Below are 17,348 nucleotides of genomic sequence, written 5' to 3' on the forward strand. Positions count from 1 at the left end.
TCTTTTCAAACCCCTACCTCACCATTAACTCCGAGGTTCCGACAAATCTCGAGTGCAAGGTCCGCTTGGTTTAGGGTGTAAAAGTGAAATTGCTTAACACCGCCAGAACTAAGATCTTGACAAAGTTTCGTGGCTATATCAGCGGCGATCGTTTTCCTAGCTGCCACATCATCATCCAGCCCAATAAACCGTTCCTCCAACCATGGCGGAACTTCTGTTCCGCATTTTGCGGCAAACGATTTTATACGGGCCAAATTGAACACTGGAATAATACCTGGGATTATAGGAATTGAAATACCTGCAGCGGCAACTTTGTCTCGATAACGAAAGTATTGTTCGGGGTTAAAGAAAAATTGGGTTATTGCCTGTTTTGCTCCAGCATCTGTTTTCTTTTTAAGCATTTCGATATCTGCAGTGGGTGAAGGAGACTCTGGGTGCGTTTCGGGATACGCTGCGACACTTATAAAGAAATCACCGATAGCTCTTATCCCTGCTGTCAATGCGGCAGCGTTTTCGTATCCCCTCGGGTGTGGTTTATAGCATCCCGTTGACCGATCAGGTGGATCGCCCCTCAACGCTACAATATGTCGAACACCAACCTCCCAGTATCCCCGTATTATCGTATTCACCTCTTCAACCGTTGCCCCCACGCAAGTTAAGTGCGCCGCAGGTTCAAGCCCGGTCATTTCTTGCATCTGCTTAACCGTTGCATGTGTTCTATCCCGTGTACTTCCTCCCGCACCGTACGTTATTGAGACAAATTTTGGTTTTAGAGGAGCTAACAGATCAACCGCTTTCCAAAGACTTTTCTCCATTTTTTCTGATGCCGGCGGGAAAAATTCGAAACTCACAGTGGTTTTGCTCATGAATAAATCCTTTCCTGCTTGGCAACACTTTTCACTGCTGGCCACAACTTAATTTTCAATGAGCTCCCGGAAAGCGTAACCGCAGACCGACGCTCAAGTCCGGCCTCTTCTTGCCAAGTGAGCATTTCCTCATCTGCAAAGCCTAGCCATTTGTGCCCCCGCTCCTCAGCCAAATCGGCCTGTTGGTGTGTTGTAAAATCAATTACAACTATGCTGCCACCTGCCCGCAGTACTCTCGCAGCCTCACGCAATGCGTGACCCGGACTTTCTGCATAATGAAGCACTAGGTGAAACGTTATAAGATCAAAACTTTCATCTCTGAATGCAAGGCCATTCATATTTCCATGACGGACGTGGCAGTTTTTAATTCCCGCGCGCTCCAAATTCACTCTCGCAACGGCCAACATGTCTCGCGACATGTCGATGCCAATACCTGCCTCCACTTTGTGGGCGACCATTTCAAGGATTCTACCAGTGCCCGTTCCAATGTCTAGAAACCGGTGGACTGATTTTTGGGGCCACAAGGCCTCAAACGCGTACTCAACCTGACTGTCGTCTATGTGTAATGCACGTATTGCATCCCATTGACCGGCATTACGATTAAAAAATTCTATAGCTTTTGAAGCTCGGTCCCTTTTCACGTCATTAAGACGCGTAACATCCTTAGAAATAAGATGGTCATCAAAAGGCACTGAGGTCACCAAAGTTTGCAGTAACTCGGGCCATTTGCCAGATTCCGAAAGCCGGTAATAGGCGTGGGTGCCCTCCCGAAACCGAGTCAGAAGGCCCGCGTCGACTAGCACCCTGAGGTGCCTAGATATTCTAGGCTGGCTTTGCCCCGTAATTTGCATTAGTTCACTTACCGACAATTCGCCCTCGCGACAGAGCAGTAAAAGCCGAAGGCGCGTTTTTTCGGCCACCGCTCTCAAAATTTGTAATAAGTTATCTATTTGATTCATGACAATTTTCCAGCTTTCTTACATCAATATATAAACATATCGTTATGTAGTAAAGAAAAAATGAAATAATCGGATAAACTGGATCATTCATGTGGCATGATATTTTTGCAACACAACGCATAAAGATAAAGTATTCACTGCCCGGCCGCTTTCAATTTTAAACCCACTTGCTATACTAATTATTAACGTTGGTTGAACAAATTGCAGACTACGATGACTGGGTGGTGCATTTTGCAAAACGCTGGAGAGTTGGGGTAAAAAGATTTCTGGCTCTAGGGTGTTTGACCTAGTCAATTTGGTTTAAGCCTGCGACTGAGGGGTTTTGAAGTGGCAAAAAACAAAAAATCAATAAGGTTGGGTATTGTTCGCCTTACAGTTGTTTTAGTGGCAGCACTAACACTGTCTAGTTGTGCCGGTAAGCCGGGTGATGGAACGAATGATCCCTTCGAAACGGTCAACCGTGAGATTTTTGACATTAATATGTCACTAGACAAGGCAATTCTCAGACCAGTAACTCAGGCGTACGTAGATGTTGTACCAGATCCGATCCGTGATATGGTTAATAACTTGTTGTTCCACCTGAAAGAACCTGTGACCCTTGCCAGTGACATTTTGCAAGGAGAGTGGGATAGAGCCGGCCAAACGACCGCGCGGATAGTTGGAAATACTGCCATAGGGTTTGGCATGTGGGATGTAATGGGATCCTCCGATGCTAAAGGTCATAAAGAAGACTTAGGACAAACGCTGGCTGTTTGGGGCGTGCCTGAGGGTCCTTATTTGGTACTGCCAATTCTGGGACCTTCAAATATTCGTGATGGCGTGGCCGAGCTAGCACAATCGTTATACGATCCAGTCGATTTCGTTACAGACACTTACCTCGATTACAATACCAATTTTTATGTGTCTGGCTCACGAACAACGTTTACAGCGATAGATAAGCGTGCACAAGTTCTGGGTAAACTTGCAGAGCTTGAGAAGACTTCTTTAGATTTTTATGCCACAATACGCAGCTTATACAGGCAAAAACGGGCGGACGAAATACGTAATGGAGAATCGGGGGATGCTGTTCCAATACCAGAGATCACACTGGAGTTGGATGAGCCCATGCCTAACGAGCCGATTGCACAAACCAGCAAAAAATAGGCCCGTTAGTTTCTATACCACCGTATGAAACGGATAATCTATCTCAGCGTCACTCTGTTTTTGGCGCAGGCGATCAGTGCAAATTGTTTTGCTGCGTCCCCTAAACTTTTGCCGACCCCCTCTGAGCCAGGTGCTTTTATTGAACATCTCGGACAAAGAGCAATTAAACTACTAGGAGACAAAACCGCTACAGAGCAACAGCAAAAAAGTGGTTTCAGAGCATTACTTCGGGAAGGGTTTGCAACGAGAGCTATTGGGTTTTTTGTGATTGGGAAGTATAGACGCTCAAGCAACCAGTCCGACATCGACGAATTCGTCGCTACGTTCGAAAATTATATTGTCGAATTGTATTCATCTCAGTTTCGTAATTATTCTGGGCAAACCTTTCGAGTGGCCAGAGTACAAGCAACCAGTCGGCCTTCAGACTTTATCGTTACAACAAATATCCTTCGGGCCAACGGTGATTTAATCTTCAAAGTAGCTTTTCAAGTCCGCCAGCGCAGAGGGAAGCCAAATAAGATAGTTGACGTCAAAATCAAGGGCGTAAGCATGATTTTAGCCCAACGCGATGAGTTTACGGCGTTTATCTCACGTAATGATGGCAAATTGAGAGCGCTTGTAGAGGTGCTCAAAGAACGCATCGGAAGCCTTAAAATAAAAAGACAGAAAACTGATAAATCTTCTGCTGAACCAACGAATGGTCGCCCACCACCGGAGGGTGATGGAGATTTTTAAACCCTGAAAATACAACAACCTTTGCCCTTAGTGCTCTTTTTAGTTTAGCGGGTCAGCGGCCTATACTTAATTCTGTGTGGCTGATCGGCGTCAGCTCCTAATCTTTTGCGTCGGTCGGCCTCATAGTCCTGATAATTACCCTCAAACCACGTCACCTGACTATTTCCTTCGAAAGCGAGTATATGAGTGGAAATTCGGTCGAGGAACCAACGGTCGTGACTGATGACAAGCGCAGAACCAGCATAATTTTGGATGGCTTCCTCGAGTGCACGCAAAGTATCGACGTCTAAATCATTAGTCGGCTCATCAAGTAACAAAAAATTAGCGCCCGATCTTAGCATCTTTGCAAGGTGGACCCGATTGCGTTCACCCCCGGAGAGTTGCCCCACCTTTTTCTGCTGATCTTGTCCCTTGAAATTAAAAGCCCCGACATAGGCTCGGCTTTGCATTTTCTTTTTGCCTAAGTCAATCTCAGCTTCTCCTTGCGCTATTTCTTCCCACACGTTTTTATCGTTGTCGAGAGAATCGCGGCTTTGATCAACGTAACCTAGCTCTACCGTCTCACCCAATCGGATATCACCGGAATCAGGCTTCTCCTCCCCGGTAATCATGCGCACTAGAGTTGATTTACCAGCACCATTTGAACCTATTACACCCATTACTCCTCCTGCCGGCAACCTAAAGTGAAGCTTCTCCATCAACAAGTGCTCACCGAATCCTTTGCAAAGGTCATTAGCCTCTATAACAAAGTCACCAAGCCGAGGGCCGGATGGAATTATTATTTGTGCTGAGCCTACTTCACGTTCCTCACTCTCAGCCAGTAGCTTTTCATAAGCCGTTATGCGGGCCTGTGATTTCGCCTGACGCGCCCGCGGGCTAGCATTGATCCACTCCCGTTCACGAGAAATTGTGCGTGCCCTTGAAGCCTCAGACCGCTCCTCTTGTTCAAGGCGTTTTTGTTTCTGTTCTATCCAAGCGGAGTAATTTCCTTCATAGGGGAATCCACGACCGCGATCAATTTCAAGGATCCAACCAGTGACATTATCCAAAAAATAGCGGTCGTGGGTAACCATAATCACCGTGCCCTCATATTCACGAAGGTGCCGTTCCAGCCACGCTACCGATTCTGCATCAAGATGATTTGTTGGCTCATCTAACAACAGGAGATCTGGCTTTTGTAGCAGTAATCTGCAAAGAGCAACTCGACGGCGCTCACCGCCTGAAAGGGTGGTCACATCAATACCACCTGTAGGACAGCGAAGCGCATCCATTGCAATTTCTATTTTACGGTCAAGATCCCACGCATCTGCCACATCTATTTTTTCCTGTAATTCAGCCTGTTCTTCAATGAGCGTGTTCATTTCAGAATCATCGGTGACCTCACCAAGCCTCTTATTAACAGCCTCAAACCGATCAATAAGCGCTTTCTGTTCTCCAAGTCCCTCTAAAATATTTTCCTCTACCGTCTTCGAAGGATCGAGTTCAGGTTCTTGGGCCAAAAGTCCCCTGGTTATACCCTCTGCCGCCCAAGCCTCCCCGACAAATTCTGTGTCGGTACCCGCCATTATTCTCAGAAGGGTTGACTTCCCGGCCCCGTTATAACCTAGAACCCCTATTTTTGCCCCCGGAATGAATGAAAGCGTAATATCCTTTAAGACTTCCCTGTTACCAGGAAAGGTCTTGCTCATTTGTTTCATCACATAGACGTATTGATAAGAATTCATATTCGTTAAGCACCTCAATGGTCTGCGGTTATGGTGTCTTAAACAAAGCACATTCTTGTTTCAACTGCGCTTTGGATAAATATCCCTCAGTATTTTAAAGGGTAAATATATTCGCCCGTCTTTGATAAGCTATAAGAATGACTTTACGGCGTTCGTTTTAGTGAATCCTCTCAAAAAGCCCCACTTTTCTAACAAATTAGATGACTGTGAATCTCATGAACTCACACCGCCGCCATTTTTTTATGAGGAAGACAAGTATATTAGGATATAAAGTAGGTGGGCATTTTTCTGGCGATAACATAAGAATCTCGTAATAATAACGCGGTAGGTTTTTGTCCTAATTGACACCTTGTTATGGATCTCAGTATCTGTACCTTTTACCTTTGAAGCAGGGACTACTGAATGGTCTTTCATACTCGTACTCTTTCTGATTATCTTGGGCTTGAAATACTTGAAGCCGATCTCTCAAATATTGACGAACCAAGTTTTGAATCGATTAGAGCGTTGTGGCAACGGCATCCACTCCTATTACTTCGACGCCAAACTCCTACAGATGAGGAATTTCTTGGATTTTGTCGACGATTCGGTGAAATTGACGTAGTGATAGGTGGAAGCCGGCCAAGCACCCGAAATCCTGAGCTTCTTTATATTTCTAATCTCTTGTCAAGCGATGGCAGACCACTTGGAGGCCTTGGCAATAACGAACTGGTCTGGCATACCGATCAGATTTACAGAGAAAAACCAGCCAGTGGATCGATATTTTATGGCGTTGAAATGCCGCCCGGAACAGGGAAAACGTCTTTTTGCAATACTGCCGCAGCTTATGATGCGCTCCCACATCGACTAAAGAATCGCGTCGATCATTTAAAATCAATCTGCAGGTATGGCACTAAAAAACCGCTCTCAACTTTAATGAGAGGCCAGATTGATAAAACCTGGCGGCGTAGTGTGAAATCTCAAGAGGAACTGAAAGTCATTGAGAAGCGAACACCACCAGTAAGCCACCAAATGGTCCTTGAAAGCAAGATAACCGGACAGAAATCTCTATACTTTTCTCCAAATCACACGGAGTCAATCGAGGGGCTGGACAAGGATCAGGGCCAAGAGCTTATAGATGAGTTGATTGAAAATACGATTAGAGATGACTTCATCTATGTTCATGATTGGCGGAATGGTGATATTATCTTGTGGGATAATGCCCGGCTCCTACACCGCCGCGATGGCTTCGATAACACACTACCACGGTTCGCTAAAAGGGCATCAGTATTCATGGATCCAAATTACTTCGCAGTCCCTTAACAAAAGTTAGGACACGACGAACTGACATTTAAACCAAGAAAGTTTTTCATGACTGTAAATATTCAAGTTCTTCTTAAATCACGCCCCACTGGGCAACCATCAACAGATAATTTTGAGATAAAAGAAATTAAAATTCCAGATATTCAAAACGGTCAGATACTAACGCGTACTATATATCTCTCACTTGATCCTTACATGAGAGGAAGGATGAGCGACGCCAAATCTTATGCTGAGCCAGTACCGCTAGGCAGTGTTATGATTGGTGGTGCTGTCGGTATTGTAGAAAAGTCAAAAAATGACAGATTTGACGAGGGGGACATCGTTGTAACTCATACAGGCTGGCAATCTTATGCAATTTGCGATGGGCGCGGGGTAAGGAAACTTAATCCATCATCTGCTCCCATTTCAACAGCACTTGGAGTGCTTGGTATGCCGGGAATGACTTCATATGTGGGGCTTAAGCATATTGGGGTGCCCGTGGAGGGTGAAACATTGGTAGTGGCCGCAGCAACGGGGCCGGTTGGGGCCACAGTGGGCCAAATCGCAAAAATAAACGGATGCAGGACTGTCGGCATTGCTGGTGGAGCTGAAAAATGTGCCTATGCCGAGAGTGAATTTGGTTTTGATATTTGTATCAACCATAAATCCAATAATTTTACAGATGAACTTGCTGCAGCCTGTCCAAATGGAATTGATATTTACTGGGAAAATGTAGCCGGTCCGGTTCTCGAGGCAGTAATACCACACCTCAATTTCTTTTCACGTATGCCTGTCTGTGGCCTCATATCTCAATATTCAATGACTGACCCGCCCAACGGGAAGGACTATTTACCACTTTTAATGCGCTGTATACTAACAAATCGAACCAAAGTACAAGGGTTCATAGTCACTGATTACAATACTGATTTTAAGGAATTCATTTCAACGATGACTGACTGGGTCGAAAGTAAACGTATTGTTTTCAAAGAACACCGTGTCATAGGCCTCGAGAGTGCACCTGAAGGCCTATTAGAATTGCTAGAGGGAAATAACTTTGGGAAGACAATAGTTGAGGTATCTGAAGATCCTACTGTTTAATCTACTTAACAGATGTCACGTCGCGTAAACGACCCTAAATCTAACGTTAGATGTCAGCCAAGATAGCATCTGGATGTCCAGAGGCATCCTCTACCTCAAAGATTTTGCTTACAACCCCGTCAGTGTCTACTAGAATAGATATTCGGGTAGCCTTCTCCTGATCCGGACTGGATGCGGCACCGTATGTGATTGCTACCGATCTATCAGCATCCGAAAGAAGCACTCCCGAGTACCCGGTTTCGGCACTCCACTTTTTTAAATCTTCCGGCGTACTAAAGGTTACCCCTAACAACTCAGTATTTTTGAGTGCATATTCTTGGATTCGATCACGGAACCCCTGAATTTGCTTGGTTCATCCGCCGCCAAAAGCCCGTGGAAAAAACCATATCAATACTTTTTTTCCCGCATAATCTGAGAGGCAAACTTGCTCACCGTTTTGGTTGGGCAATGAGAATGGCGGTGCTGGGGTTCCTACTTCTAATAGTGGCATATCTTTCTCTTTCTACTGTCTAACAAATATGAGATGGATAAACTTCGTTACAAGATATACTAACTACATTAAGCCATTATGATTGATCACACTTCTCATCTTCAATTATAGAACTGCAGCTAGGTTAAATCCTGTAATACTTCATCCGGGTGTTCCGCAGGCTTCACAGGTGAATAGACTTTTACCACACGACCATCGGATCCGATTAATACGGATATACGTCCCGCCTTGTCTGCCCCCGCTTCAGCTGCTCCGTAACGACTGGAGACCGCACCACCTTCATCACTTAAGAGGTCAAAGGGAAAACTGAATTTATCCCTAAACGCCTTGTTATCGTCAGTGCTATCGAGACTAATGCCAAAAATCTCACAGTCCTTTGCTTTGAAAAGTTGGATTCGATCACGGAACCCTTTACCTTCAATCGTTCAGCCCGGAGTATCAGCTTTCGGATACCACCACAGTAAAATATTTTTCCCCTCATAATCTGCTAATCTTATACTATGCCCATCTTGATTGGGTAAAACAAATTGAGGCGCCATAGATCCCATATCTAATAATACCATAAAAAATGTTCCTCTGTGATTATGATAGGCTCGGTTGGAGTTTAACCGTGAACCAGACAGTTGAAAAGTAATTTTGCTTCAATCAGGGCAAAAGCCAATTTTAGCTCCAGAAAATCATAGCTTGGTAAAAAATGTATTACACACCAAATCGAGGTTTACATGTCAGATACATCACATAATACAAATCCTTAAACTGAACCCGTTCTGTGACACGGAGACAAAGCGCTTCTTACCTTTTCGAATAATCTTTAAACTGTAGGTTGCGTAATTCAATTATACACTACTTGGCCTGTCGTATGTTTCAAATACATATGTAATTACTTATCAAGGAGGCTAGAAATGCAACATAAAATAGAAATTTTGACTGTTAACAACAGCCAAATGGAGTTGTTTACATTTTTGCCCGAGGGTGAGGGCCCGCATCCTGGCCTTGTTGTCGCGATGCACCTGCCGGTCGGTCATACTGGTATAGAAAATGACAAATTCACACTGGACGCGTGCAAACGTTATTGTGACGCAGGTTATGCAATTGCGTGCCCGTTTATTTTTCATTATTGGCCAAAAGAAGCTGAAATGCAGATAAAAAGAGATGAGTTTCGGGATGATCGTGTCATAGATGACTGTCAAGCAGCATTTGATTGGCTTACCGAGGATGAAAGTGTGGATGCACAGCGTATAGGAATAGTCGGCCATTGTTGGGGTGGCAGAGTTGCATGGGTGAGTGCGGTAAATAATCCGAAATATAGAGCCTGCGCAATCTTCTATGGCGGACGCATTAAATTGCCGATGGGAGAAAATGCCCATCGACCAATTGAGCTTGCAAATCAGATGCCTTGCCCCGTTTTGGGGTTGTTTGGTAACGAAGATGAAGGGCCCTCGCCAAAAGATGTTGACGATTATGCAGCTGCTCTGAGTGCGGCGGGTATTGAACATCAATTTCACAGATACGATGGCGCAGGGCATGGTTTTCAGGATGAGTATGCTAAAGATCGTTATAATAAAGAAGCAAGTGAGGATGCTTGGGGCAAGGCACTAGCCTTTTTCAACTCCAAACTTAAGTGAGTACGCGAGCTAAAGATTGCCGGTTTTATTCATACAATTATTCGCTTGGATGCGTACATAGCTCTGGGCATGCGAGGCAAAATGGAAGAAATAGAAAAATACCTTGAGTTTTATTGGGCTTTCCTATTTGTTTTTTCCGCGGGCTGTGCATTTGGGTACGTAATCGCAAATAACATACGTGTCACAGAAATTGCACTTGATCTGTGGCAAGATGGCGCGAGAGATTGCGTGCCTTTTTTGACGCCACCATGGAACGGCCCATTGAAATTTTTCTGTATTCTTTTGGCTTTTTGGATTACTTACGCAGAGGCCCAAAGCGTGGGGTCTGAGAGCTGGTTGTATGGAGTTACATCCTTTTTGATTGGTTTCGCCACTATATACGGTTGGGTCGGAGATAGTGCAAAAACTGATAGATGGCTACCGGGAATGCATTCAAGACTTGTGCTACGTTACGGACAATTAAAGACAATGGGCCAACCACAAAAAGCAGATGCGTTAAAAACACTCGAGACGAAATTTGTCGCACGATATCCTCAATACCGAAGGCGTGCTCTGAGTAAAAACACTTCTGGACCTTTTAGAGAATAGTTTTTCTCATCTCTTTACCTGTTGCCTCAGATAGCCAAGCAACAAAAATAAGAATTTACCAGTGGCGCACCATGACGCCCGGAGCTGTAATACTCGGCTGCCTAACTACCTATGAAAGGATTAAGAAAACGCCCCATAGAACCGGTTAATGACACAGGTGCTTCTGCAACAACAAGGCAAATACAATCTTTCCCAGCATCTGCAATGGGTTGGTGCTCTTCACCTTCTCTCATTTCAACTATATCACCACGACTAAAGTGGCCAGATTCATCAGTGAAGGCCCCGTCCAATACTAAAGTCCACTCACTACCGCCGTGATCGTGAGAGGGTACTTTTTTACCTCCGCGTATGGCCAACATATAACACTCAAATTTATCGTGCCTTTCCAGCAAAGGTATTTTTTTGATCCCAAAGCCAGCCCACTGCCACATGTCCGCATCATCTATATCTCCGCAGTATCCGCTCAACGGTCGTGGTATACAAGACTTTAATTCAGCTGAGTTTGAACCAACTGGTGTATTGTGACAAATTTCCACTTCTGCAAGATTATCGAGGGACGCGAGTGTATCTGACTTAAGTTCATCACTAATTTTCTCTGAAACACAGTTGTCAACAAAGGCACCACCGATAGCCTCGTAATCTTCAACTTTACGCCTACAAACCGGGCATAACGCGAGGTGCGTTGCGACTAAAAGGCTTATGGGCTCCGATGCCGCGCCACTAGCATAATCTAACAGCAATGCGTCGTTTGGATGATGAGTTATCATATGTCCAACTCCGTTAACGTCTTTTTTAAACGTTGAAATGCCAATCTAATCCGAGATTTTACGGTACCAAGAGGCAGGCCGGTCTGCATCGCGATTTCCGCATGAGACTTTTCTTCATAAAAAGCATATTTTAAAATTTCCTGCTGCTCGTCAGGCAACTCGTCAATCGCCTCAGAAATTCGAGTAGAGTTTTGTTTTGAAAGTAGTATATCATCGGATCCACGAGGGTATTCCTTAACCAAGGCCGGATCGTTTATGTCAGGTTCTGGCCTTTTTTCCTTTCTTATCAGGTCAATGCGAGCGTTACGTGCTATAGTAAACACCCAAGTGGTAACTTTACCTTTTCTTTGATCAAAGTGTCCCGCATATCTCCAAAGCTTGAACATAACTTCCTGTGTTAGGTCATCCAACGAATCTTCTGGGGTACCGTTTTTACGCAAAAACCCCTTAACTTTGGGTGCCAGATGATCAAACAGATATCCAAACGCTTTTTTATCCCTGCATACGGCCACCGATGACAACCATTGTGCAAGGCAATCATCATGGTTTTCCCTCACTGCGGCCGGGGGCTGACTAGAATTCATGCTTTCCACATACCCGCCTAACTCGGATAAATCCAAGCATGAAGAAGCAATTTGTTGTGTATTATCAAGTGACATACAGGTAAAACGTAAAACATTTTTGTTTGGATCACTTTCATTTTTTTGTTGATCCAACCAGACTGATCAGACGTTAATCATGAATACATAAGAAACAAATATTAAATGTCAAAAGTAAATCCAAAAAAGATGAAAATAGCTGTTATAGGCGGCGGGATTAGTGGTCTCAGCTGCGCTTGGTGCCTGTCTGCTCAACATTCGGTAACACTTTTTGAACGCGATTCACAATTTGGCGGCCACGCTAAAACAGTTTTTTTAAAAAACGAGGATGACTACATCCCAATAGATGTTGGATTTATAGTGTATAACCAACGCAACTATCCTAATCTTGTTGCGCTCTTCAATCATCTAGGCGTTCGATCGGAACAAAGTAACATGTCTTTTAGCTTTTCCAATCGTGAACAAGATTTAGAATATGAAGGCAGTCTTCGTGGCTTTTTAACCCAGCCACAAAACCTTTTGAAAAAGCGTTACAGGAAAATGCTTTTTGACATTTTCAGGTTTTTTAGAAAAGCAGAGGAGTTTTTAGACAACAAAGGGGCTACCAGCCTTAGTCTTAAAGATTATTTAGAGATTGAAAAATATTCCGATGGCTTCATTTATGATCATTTGTTACCGATGGGCGCATCGATATGGTCGGCAAAATGCTCTGATATGCTGTCATTTCCGGCCGAAACTTTCATTAATTTTTTTAAAAATCATGCGTTACTTGAGCTAGGGGCGCGGCCTAAATGGATGACGGTGTCTGGGGGTAGTGTAAACTACGTCAATAATCTCCTCTCAACCTTCGCCGGCATACCTAAATTAAATTGCAGGGTCGACTCGATTGAGCGAGATTGTGATGGCCTTATAGTGGAAGCTAATAATAAACGAACTCGTTTCGATACGGTCGTTTTCGCTTGTCATGCTGATCAAGCTTTGGAAATACTGGGAGAACAGGCAACGAACGCACAACGAAAAATTTTATCATCATTTCGTTATGCAGAAAACCTTGGAGTTTTGCACAGAGACCCAGCTTTAATGCCCGACCGACGCCGCGCTTGGGCGAGTTGGAACTTTATATCAGACAGCGGTGTTTCCGATGAGAATATTGAACAAACGAAGTCTGTGTGTGTGACTTATTGGATGAATAAGCTTCAAAACATAAAGAGCCCCGAAAATCTCTTCGTGACCCTGAACCCAACCCAACTAATCGAAAAAAACAAAATTATAGACAAGTTTAAATATGCGCATCCTCAGTTTGACCGCAAAGCCCTAGCTGGCCAACGTGATCTCCCAAGAATACAGGGGCAAGGAGGGCTCTGGTTCTGCGGTAGTTATTGTGGCAACGGATTTCATGAAGACGGCTTGAGAGCTGGCCTCGAAGTAGCCGAAGCTTTAGGTTCACCAGCACCCTGGTGTACAAATGCAATCCCCGGACTGGCAACTACTGCGAGTAGTTCTGGGCCATTCGTCAAAGCAGACCAATGAAAATACAAGCACTTAAAAATCTAAGTTCGTGTTTGTATTGGGGCAGGGTCATGCACTGCAGATTACGTCCCTCCCGACATCGTTTTACATATCGAGTGTTTTGGTTTTTATTCGATTTGGATGAATTGCAAACGCTTGACCACAATCTAACGTTTTTTGCACATAATCGCTGGGATATTTTATCTTTTTACGATAGCGATCATGGCCCACGCGATGGCACTCACCTAAGGAGTTGGATTGATCAACATTTAGAAACGGCTGGAATTAATTTGCGCGGTGGATCGATTAAACTGCTGTGTTTTCCTCGGATATTTGGTTTCGTATTTAACCCCCTCTCGATATGGTATTGCTATGACAATGATGGTTTATTGCGTGCACTGTTATACGAGGTGCGGAACACATTCAATGAGAGTCATAGCTATCTCATAAAAATCAACTGCCCGGCACATTTGTCTATCCCCCCTCATGCCGTGCGAAAACGTTTTTATGTATCGCCATTCCTTAAAATGGCCTGTACCTACAAATTCCGGTTAACGGAACCCAAGAAAGCAGTTACCGTGCATATCCGTCAATCGGATGAGGAAGAAACAGTCCTCCTTGCTACAATGATGGGCAAACAAAAAAGACTTGATGCCAAAACCTTAGCGTTGTCTATCGTTGTATTCCCACTTATGACTATTAAAGTGGTCGCCGCCATTCATTGGGAAGCGCTTAAGCTCTGGACAAAAAAGGTACCACGAGTCCCAAAACCATTTCCTCCAACAAATACTGTCACAGTTGGGCAAACTGGCTCAGACAAACAAACAATTTCTGCGTGACCGGAGTTCGAAATGGCAGGCACAAAATTCGAGAGCACTACTATGAAAAACAAACAAAGTGGAAAAAAATTCGTTGAACGACTAGGTAACGCCATCACATTTGGGCGTCTCACCATAAAAACGCGTAAAGGCGGCACTTTCCATTTTGTTGGTGAGGAAGATGGCCCCGACGCGGAACTTATACTTAAAAAACCTGGATTTGCGCGCAAACTTTTTACTGGCGGTGATGTTGGTTTTGCAGAAGCATATATGGAGGGCATCTGTGACACACCTGATCTGACTGCGCTAATTCAACTAGGGGCTCTAAACGAAGATGTTGCGTGGGCTAATTTTCTGAAAGGTATACCTTTTTTTCGATGGTTCGCTCGTTTTGGGCACGCGTTACGTGCGAACAGCCGTAGTGGGGCTAAGCGTAACATAAAAAGCCATTATGACCTCGGCAACGAATTCTATGCTTCATGGCTCGACCCCTCAATGACTTACTCCTCTGCAGCTTTTCCCGAATGCAACGCCTCTCTCGAAAAAGCTCAGGAATACAAATATCATCTATTGTTAAGTAAACTAAATGTGGACGCATCTCACCACATCCTAGAGATTGGGTGCGGTTGGGGGGGGTTTGCAATCTATGCGGTCAAGACAAAAGGCTGTAAAGTAACCGCTTTAACAATTTCTCCGGCGCAATATGACTACGCCAAAAAGAATGTCGCAAAATTAGGACTTGAGGGACAAATTAGCATCAAGCTGTGCGACTATCGTGATATAAATGAAAAATTCGACCGAATAGTTTCTATAGAAATGCTAGAAGCCGTTGGAGAAGCTTATTGGGCCAGCTACTTCCAGAAATTTTACTCTCTTTTGCGTAGTGGTGGTCGAGCAGCTATTCAAGCCATTACTATAGATCAAGCATACTGGCAGAGTTACCGCCGGAATCCCGATTTTATTCAGCAATATATCTTTCCAGGCGGCATGCTACCGACAATTGAAAGATTACAAAAAGAAGTTCAAGCCGCACAGCTTAATTGGGAAAATTGCAGTAAATTTGGGGCAGATTACGCCAAAACTCTCCGGATTTGGTGCGAGACCTTCGACATGAAGTGGGCTCATATAAAAAGTTTGGGGTTCGATGAGCACTTTCGTCGCATGTGGCGATACTATTTTTGTTATTGCGAGGCGGGTTTTAACATAGGCCGCATCGATGTCGTCCATGCAATTTTGAGTCGAGACTAATTTATGAGAAATCCGACGAATCGTGGAAGCATTCACATGCATAACGCAAAACTAATGGCTTATGGTCAAATGGGTTTGCCACTGGCTGGGATAAGCCTGCCACTTTATGTTTATTTGCCGACATTTTACTCCACAAGTGTGGGGCTAAGTTTGACAACTGTTGGTTTGGTATTGTTAGTCGCGCGCATTTGGGACTTTATTAGTGATCCATTAGTCGGTGTGCTTTCTGACCGAATAGGTGAACATAAAAACCGTCGCAAAAAATGGATCGTAGCAGGGAGTCCGGTATTCCTCACGGGTTTAGTATTGCTCTTCATGCCATTAACGGGCGCAGGGGCAACATATTTATTAGTAGTGAGCGTGATTTTCTATCTAGGTATCACTATGGTTACGATACCCTATTTGGCTTGGGGAGCCGAATTGGCAAAGGGGTATCACGAGCGTAGTCGCGTAACGGGTATCCGTGAGTGCTTTGTAATAATTGGAACAATTCTAGCAGCCGCCATTCCCTACCTAGCAGGCGATGACATGCGCTTTGCAATGCAGATATTTGCAATATCTATAACGCTGATATTCATAATAAGCGTTGTTTTGTTGATAACAACAACTCAAGACCAGGTAGCGCAAAACTTATCAAATTGGAGGTGGCGGAGCTCTTTAAAAACTATTTCCCAAGACGAACCCTTTAAAAGACTATTGCTTGCCTATTTCTTGAATGGATTTGCAAACGGACTACCTGCCACATTATTTATTCTTTTCGTAAGTCACATTCTAGGAGCTCCTGATGAGGTCGGCCCTCTTTTAATGCTGTATTTTGCTTGTGGCATAATTGGAATTCCGGGCTGGTTAGTCCTTAGCCGCTGCATCGATAAGCATCGTGCATGGTCAGCAGCAATGGTGATGGCTTGTGTTTGCTTTGTCTCAGTACAATTTTTAGAACAAGGTGATATTTTTTACTTTGCTTGCATCTGTGCGCTTACTGGTTTTTGCCTTGGTGCTGACCTCACCTTACCACCATCAATCCAAGCAGATATCATAGCACGGGATAGCATTAAAAGCGGAGAGGACAGAGCAGGAGCTTTTTTTGGCTTCTGGAATTTTGCTACCAAACTTGCTTTGGCGGGAGCGGTAGGCATCTCATTTCCGTTACTCGAGTGGTCTGGGTTTAGCCCAAAAGCCACTAATCAAACAGAGAATGGATTATTTATGTTGACCCTGCTCTATGGCGGCCTACCTATATTGTTTAAAGTAGGGGCTATAGCGTTGATGTGGAGGTATCGCCTAGATAAAGATGGGTTCAACAATGGGGATATTCATGAAGAAAATATTATTTCTCATTCTCCCAGCCTTAGGGCTTATGACCGTGGGATGCAGCAATATGAAAATTGAAGATTTCAAAGGAAAACAGCCAAAATTTGCTTTAGAGCAATATTTTAATGGCAAAACCCGGGCGTGGGGAATAGTCAAGGATCGATTTGGCAATATTCGCAGGCAGTTCACTGTTGATATGACGGGTACTTGGGACGGGCAAGTTCTCACACTTGATGAGTCGTTCAATTATGATGACGGTGAAACTGATAAACGCGTCTGGAAGATTCGCAAGATAAATGACAACGACTACGTGGGTGAAGCTGAAGACGTTATCGGCAAGGCTGTCGGGAAAGCTTATGGCAGTGCGTTGAATTGGTCTTACACCCTTGCTCTTAAAATCGGCGGGCGTATCTGGAACGTGAATTTTGATGATTGGATGTTTTTACAGCCGGATGGCGTTCTGTTCAATACAGCCGAAATGAGTAAATTTGGAATTACCATCGGTGAAATTACATTGTTTTTCAGAAAACCTGACGAGAGAGGCCAAGCCAGCGTCGAAAACACACTAGCTGTTGCCGCTGAGTAGTAAA

Annotated in this window: 18 protein-coding genes; 11 read left to right on the forward strand and 7 right to left on the reverse strand. The window is 44.3% G+C overall.

Annotated features, from left to right (window positions below; translation table 11 throughout):
* Window positions 1–5 precede the first annotated feature (5 nt).
* Together metF and VX941_12160 are read right to left on the reverse strand one after the other, a co-directional pair.
* Window positions 6–866 (reverse strand): methylenetetrahydrofolate reductase [NAD(P)H], encoded by an 861-nt coding sequence (metF, locus tag VX941_12155; protein ID MEE2934158.1) that lies wholly within the window; start codon window positions 864–866, stop codon window positions 6–8.
* The gene (locus VX941_12160; GenBank protein MEE2934159.1) at window positions 863–1,825 is read right to left on the reverse strand and encodes a metalloregulator ArsR/SmtB family transcription factor; all 963 of its coding nucleotides are present in this window, start codon (window positions 1,823–1,825) and stop codon (window positions 863–865) included. The genes metF and VX941_12160 overlap by 4 nt, the downstream gene beginning before the upstream one ends.
* Before the next feature lie 327 nt (window positions 1,826–2,152).
* Between VX941_12160 and VX941_12165 the strand changes: the two genes are divergently transcribed.
* Together VX941_12165 and VX941_12170 are read left to right on the forward strand one after the other, a co-directional pair.
* On the forward strand, window positions 2,153–2,968 hold the full coding sequence (locus tag VX941_12165; protein MEE2934160.1) for a VacJ family lipoprotein: 816 nt from the start codon (window positions 2,153–2,155) through the stop codon (window positions 2,966–2,968).
* 24 nt (window positions 2,969–2,992) lie between these two features.
* Window positions 2,993–3,703 carry an ABC transporter substrate-binding protein gene (locus VX941_12170; GenBank protein MEE2934161.1) on the forward strand — a complete coding sequence of 237 codons (711 nt, stop codon included), beginning with the start codon at window positions 2,993–2,995 and terminating at the stop codon, window positions 3,701–3,703.
* A 44-nt stretch (window positions 3,704–3,747) separates the two neighbouring features.
* On the opposite strand, the gene ettA is transcribed toward VX941_12170, so the two are convergent.
* Entirely contained in the window at window positions 3,748–5,427 is a 1,680-nt protein-coding gene (gene ettA, locus VX941_12175; protein ID MEE2934162.1) for an energy-dependent translational throttle protein EttA, read from the reverse strand.
* A gap of 402 nt (window positions 5,428–5,829) precedes the next feature.
* Here ettA and VX941_12180 point away from each other — a divergent pair, with 402 nt between their 5' ends.
* Window positions 5,830–6,726 (forward strand): TauD/TfdA family dioxygenase, encoded by an 897-nt coding sequence (locus VX941_12180; protein MEE2934163.1) that lies wholly within the window; start codon window positions 5,830–5,832, stop codon window positions 6,724–6,726.
* A 48-nt stretch (window positions 6,727–6,774) separates the two neighbouring features.
* Window positions 6,775–7,803 carry an NADP-dependent oxidoreductase gene (locus VX941_12185; GenBank protein MEE2934164.1) on the forward strand — a complete coding sequence of 343 codons (1,029 nt, stop codon included), beginning with the start codon at window positions 6,775–6,777 and terminating at the stop codon, window positions 7,801–7,803.
* Between the two features lie 46 nt (window positions 7,804–7,849).
* On the opposite strand, the gene VX941_12190 is transcribed toward VX941_12185, so the two are convergent.
* Complete coding sequence (locus VX941_12190; GenBank protein MEE2934165.1) at window positions 7,850–8,293, reverse strand: peroxiredoxin; 444 nt, start codon at window positions 8,291–8,293, stop codon at window positions 7,850–7,852.
* A gap of 119 nt (window positions 8,294–8,412) precedes the next feature.
* Window positions 8,413–8,856 (reverse strand): peroxiredoxin, encoded by a 444-nt coding sequence (locus VX941_12195; protein ID MEE2934166.1) that lies wholly within the window; start codon window positions 8,854–8,856, stop codon window positions 8,413–8,415.
* 339 nt (window positions 8,857–9,195) lie between these two features.
* On the opposite strand from VX941_12195, the gene VX941_12200 reads away from it, so the two are divergent.
* Both VX941_12200 and VX941_12205 read left to right on the forward strand, forming a co-directional pair.
* Window positions 9,196–9,918 (forward strand): dienelactone hydrolase family protein, encoded by a 723-nt coding sequence (locus VX941_12200; GenBank protein ID MEE2934167.1) that lies wholly within the window; start codon window positions 9,196–9,198, stop codon window positions 9,916–9,918.
* 81 nt (window positions 9,919–9,999) lie between these two features.
* Entirely contained in the window at window positions 10,000–10,506 is a 507-nt protein-coding gene (locus VX941_12205) for a hypothetical protein (protein MEE2934168.1), read from the forward strand.
* A 101-nt stretch (window positions 10,507–10,607) separates the two neighbouring features.
* On the opposite strand, the gene VX941_12210 is transcribed toward VX941_12205, so the two are convergent.
* Both VX941_12210 and VX941_12215 read right to left on the reverse strand, forming a co-directional pair.
* A complete protein-coding gene (locus tag VX941_12210) occupies window positions 10,608–11,273 on the reverse strand; it encodes a ChrR family anti-sigma-E factor (protein ID MEE2934169.1) in 666 nt (221 codons plus the stop codon).
* Window positions 11,270–11,932 carry a sigma-70 family RNA polymerase sigma factor gene (locus VX941_12215; protein ID MEE2934170.1) on the reverse strand — a complete coding sequence of 221 codons (663 nt, stop codon included), beginning with the start codon at window positions 11,930–11,932 and terminating at the stop codon, window positions 11,270–11,272. The genes VX941_12210 and VX941_12215 overlap by 4 nt, the downstream gene beginning before the upstream one ends.
* Before the next feature lie 105 nt (window positions 11,933–12,037).
* On the opposite strand from VX941_12215, the gene VX941_12220 reads away from it, so the two are divergent.
* The 5 genes from VX941_12220 to VX941_12240 are packed head-to-tail and all read left to right on the forward strand — an operon-like array spanning window position 12,038 to window position 17,344.
* Complete coding sequence (locus VX941_12220; GenBank protein MEE2934171.1) at window positions 12,038–13,402, forward strand: FAD-dependent oxidoreductase; 1,365 nt, start codon at window positions 12,038–12,040, stop codon at window positions 13,400–13,402.
* Window positions 13,399–14,220, forward strand: a complete 822-nt coding sequence (locus tag VX941_12225) for a DUF1365 domain-containing protein (protein ID MEE2934172.1) — start codon at window positions 13,399–13,401, stop codon at window positions 14,218–14,220. The genes VX941_12220 and VX941_12225 overlap by 4 nt, the downstream gene beginning before the upstream one ends.
* Window positions 14,221–14,232: 12 nt before the next feature.
* Window positions 14,233–15,447 (forward strand): cyclopropane-fatty-acyl-phospholipid synthase family protein, encoded by a 1,215-nt coding sequence (locus VX941_12230; GenBank protein ID MEE2934173.1) that lies wholly within the window; start codon window positions 14,233–14,235, stop codon window positions 15,445–15,447.
* 36 nt (window positions 15,448–15,483) lie between these two features.
* On the forward strand, window positions 15,484–16,836 hold the full coding sequence (locus VX941_12235) for an MFS transporter (protein MEE2934174.1): 1,353 nt from the start codon (window positions 15,484–15,486) through the stop codon (window positions 16,834–16,836).
* Window positions 16,826–17,344, forward strand: coding sequence for a DUF3833 domain-containing protein (locus VX941_12240; protein ID MEE2934175.1), 519 nt, complete (start codon window positions 16,826–16,828; stop codon window positions 17,342–17,344). Before VX941_12235 ends, VX941_12240 begins: the two co-directional genes overlap by 11 nt.
* Window positions 17,345–17,348: the final 4 nt, after the last annotated feature.

Source organism: Pseudomonadota bacterium, assembly GCA_036339585.1.
Classification (GTDB): domain Bacteria; phylum Pseudomonadota; class Alphaproteobacteria; order UBA8366; family UBA8366; genus UBA8366.

Excerpts from the sequence above, each read along its gene's own strand:
- metF (MEE2934158.1), bottom strand. The coding sequence starts at position 866 with ATGAGCAAAACCACTGTGAGTTTCGAATTTTTCCCGCCGGCATCAGAA.
- VX941_12160 (MEE2934159.1), bottom strand. The coding sequence starts at position 1,825 with ATGAATCAAATAGATAACTTATTACAAATTTTGAGAGCGGTGGCCGAA.
- VX941_12170 (MEE2934161.1), top strand. The coding sequence starts at position 2,993 with ATGAAACGGATAATCTATCTCAGCGTCACTCTGTTTTTGGCGCAGGCG.
- ettA (MEE2934162.1), bottom strand. The coding sequence starts at position 5,427 with ATGAATTCTTATCAATACGTCTATGTGATGAAACAAATGAGCAAGACC.
- VX941_12180 (MEE2934163.1), top strand. The coding sequence starts at position 5,830 with ATGGTCTTTCATACTCGTACTCTTTCTGATTATCTTGGGCTTGAAATA.
- VX941_12185 (MEE2934164.1), top strand. The coding sequence starts at position 6,775 with ATGACTGTAAATATTCAAGTTCTTCTTAAATCACGCCCCACTGGGCAA.
- VX941_12200 (MEE2934167.1), top strand. The coding sequence starts at position 9,196 with ATGCAACATAAAATAGAAATTTTGACTGTTAACAACAGCCAAATGGAG.
- VX941_12205 (MEE2934168.1), top strand. The coding sequence starts at position 10,000 with ATGGAAGAAATAGAAAAATACCTTGAGTTTTATTGGGCTTTCCTATTT.
- VX941_12210 (MEE2934169.1), bottom strand. The coding sequence starts at position 11,273 with ATGATAACTCATCATCCAAACGACGCATTGCTGTTAGATTATGCTAGT.
- VX941_12215 (MEE2934170.1), bottom strand. The coding sequence starts at position 11,932 with ATGTCACTTGATAATACACAACAAATTGCTTCTTCATGCTTGGATTTA.
- VX941_12220 (MEE2934171.1), top strand. The coding sequence starts at position 12,038 with ATGTCAAAAGTAAATCCAAAAAAGATGAAAATAGCTGTTATAGGCGGC.
- VX941_12225 (MEE2934172.1), top strand. The coding sequence starts at position 13,399 with ATGAAAATACAAGCACTTAAAAATCTAAGTTCGTGTTTGTATTGGGGC.
- VX941_12230 (MEE2934173.1), top strand. The coding sequence starts at position 14,233 with ATGGCAGGCACAAAATTCGAGAGCACTACTATGAAAAACAAACAAAGT.
- VX941_12235 (MEE2934174.1), top strand. The coding sequence starts at position 15,484 with ATGCATAACGCAAAACTAATGGCTTATGGTCAAATGGGTTTGCCACTG.
- VX941_12240 (MEE2934175.1), top strand. The coding sequence starts at position 16,826 with ATGAAAATTGAAGATTTCAAAGGAAAACAGCCAAAATTTGCTTTAGAG.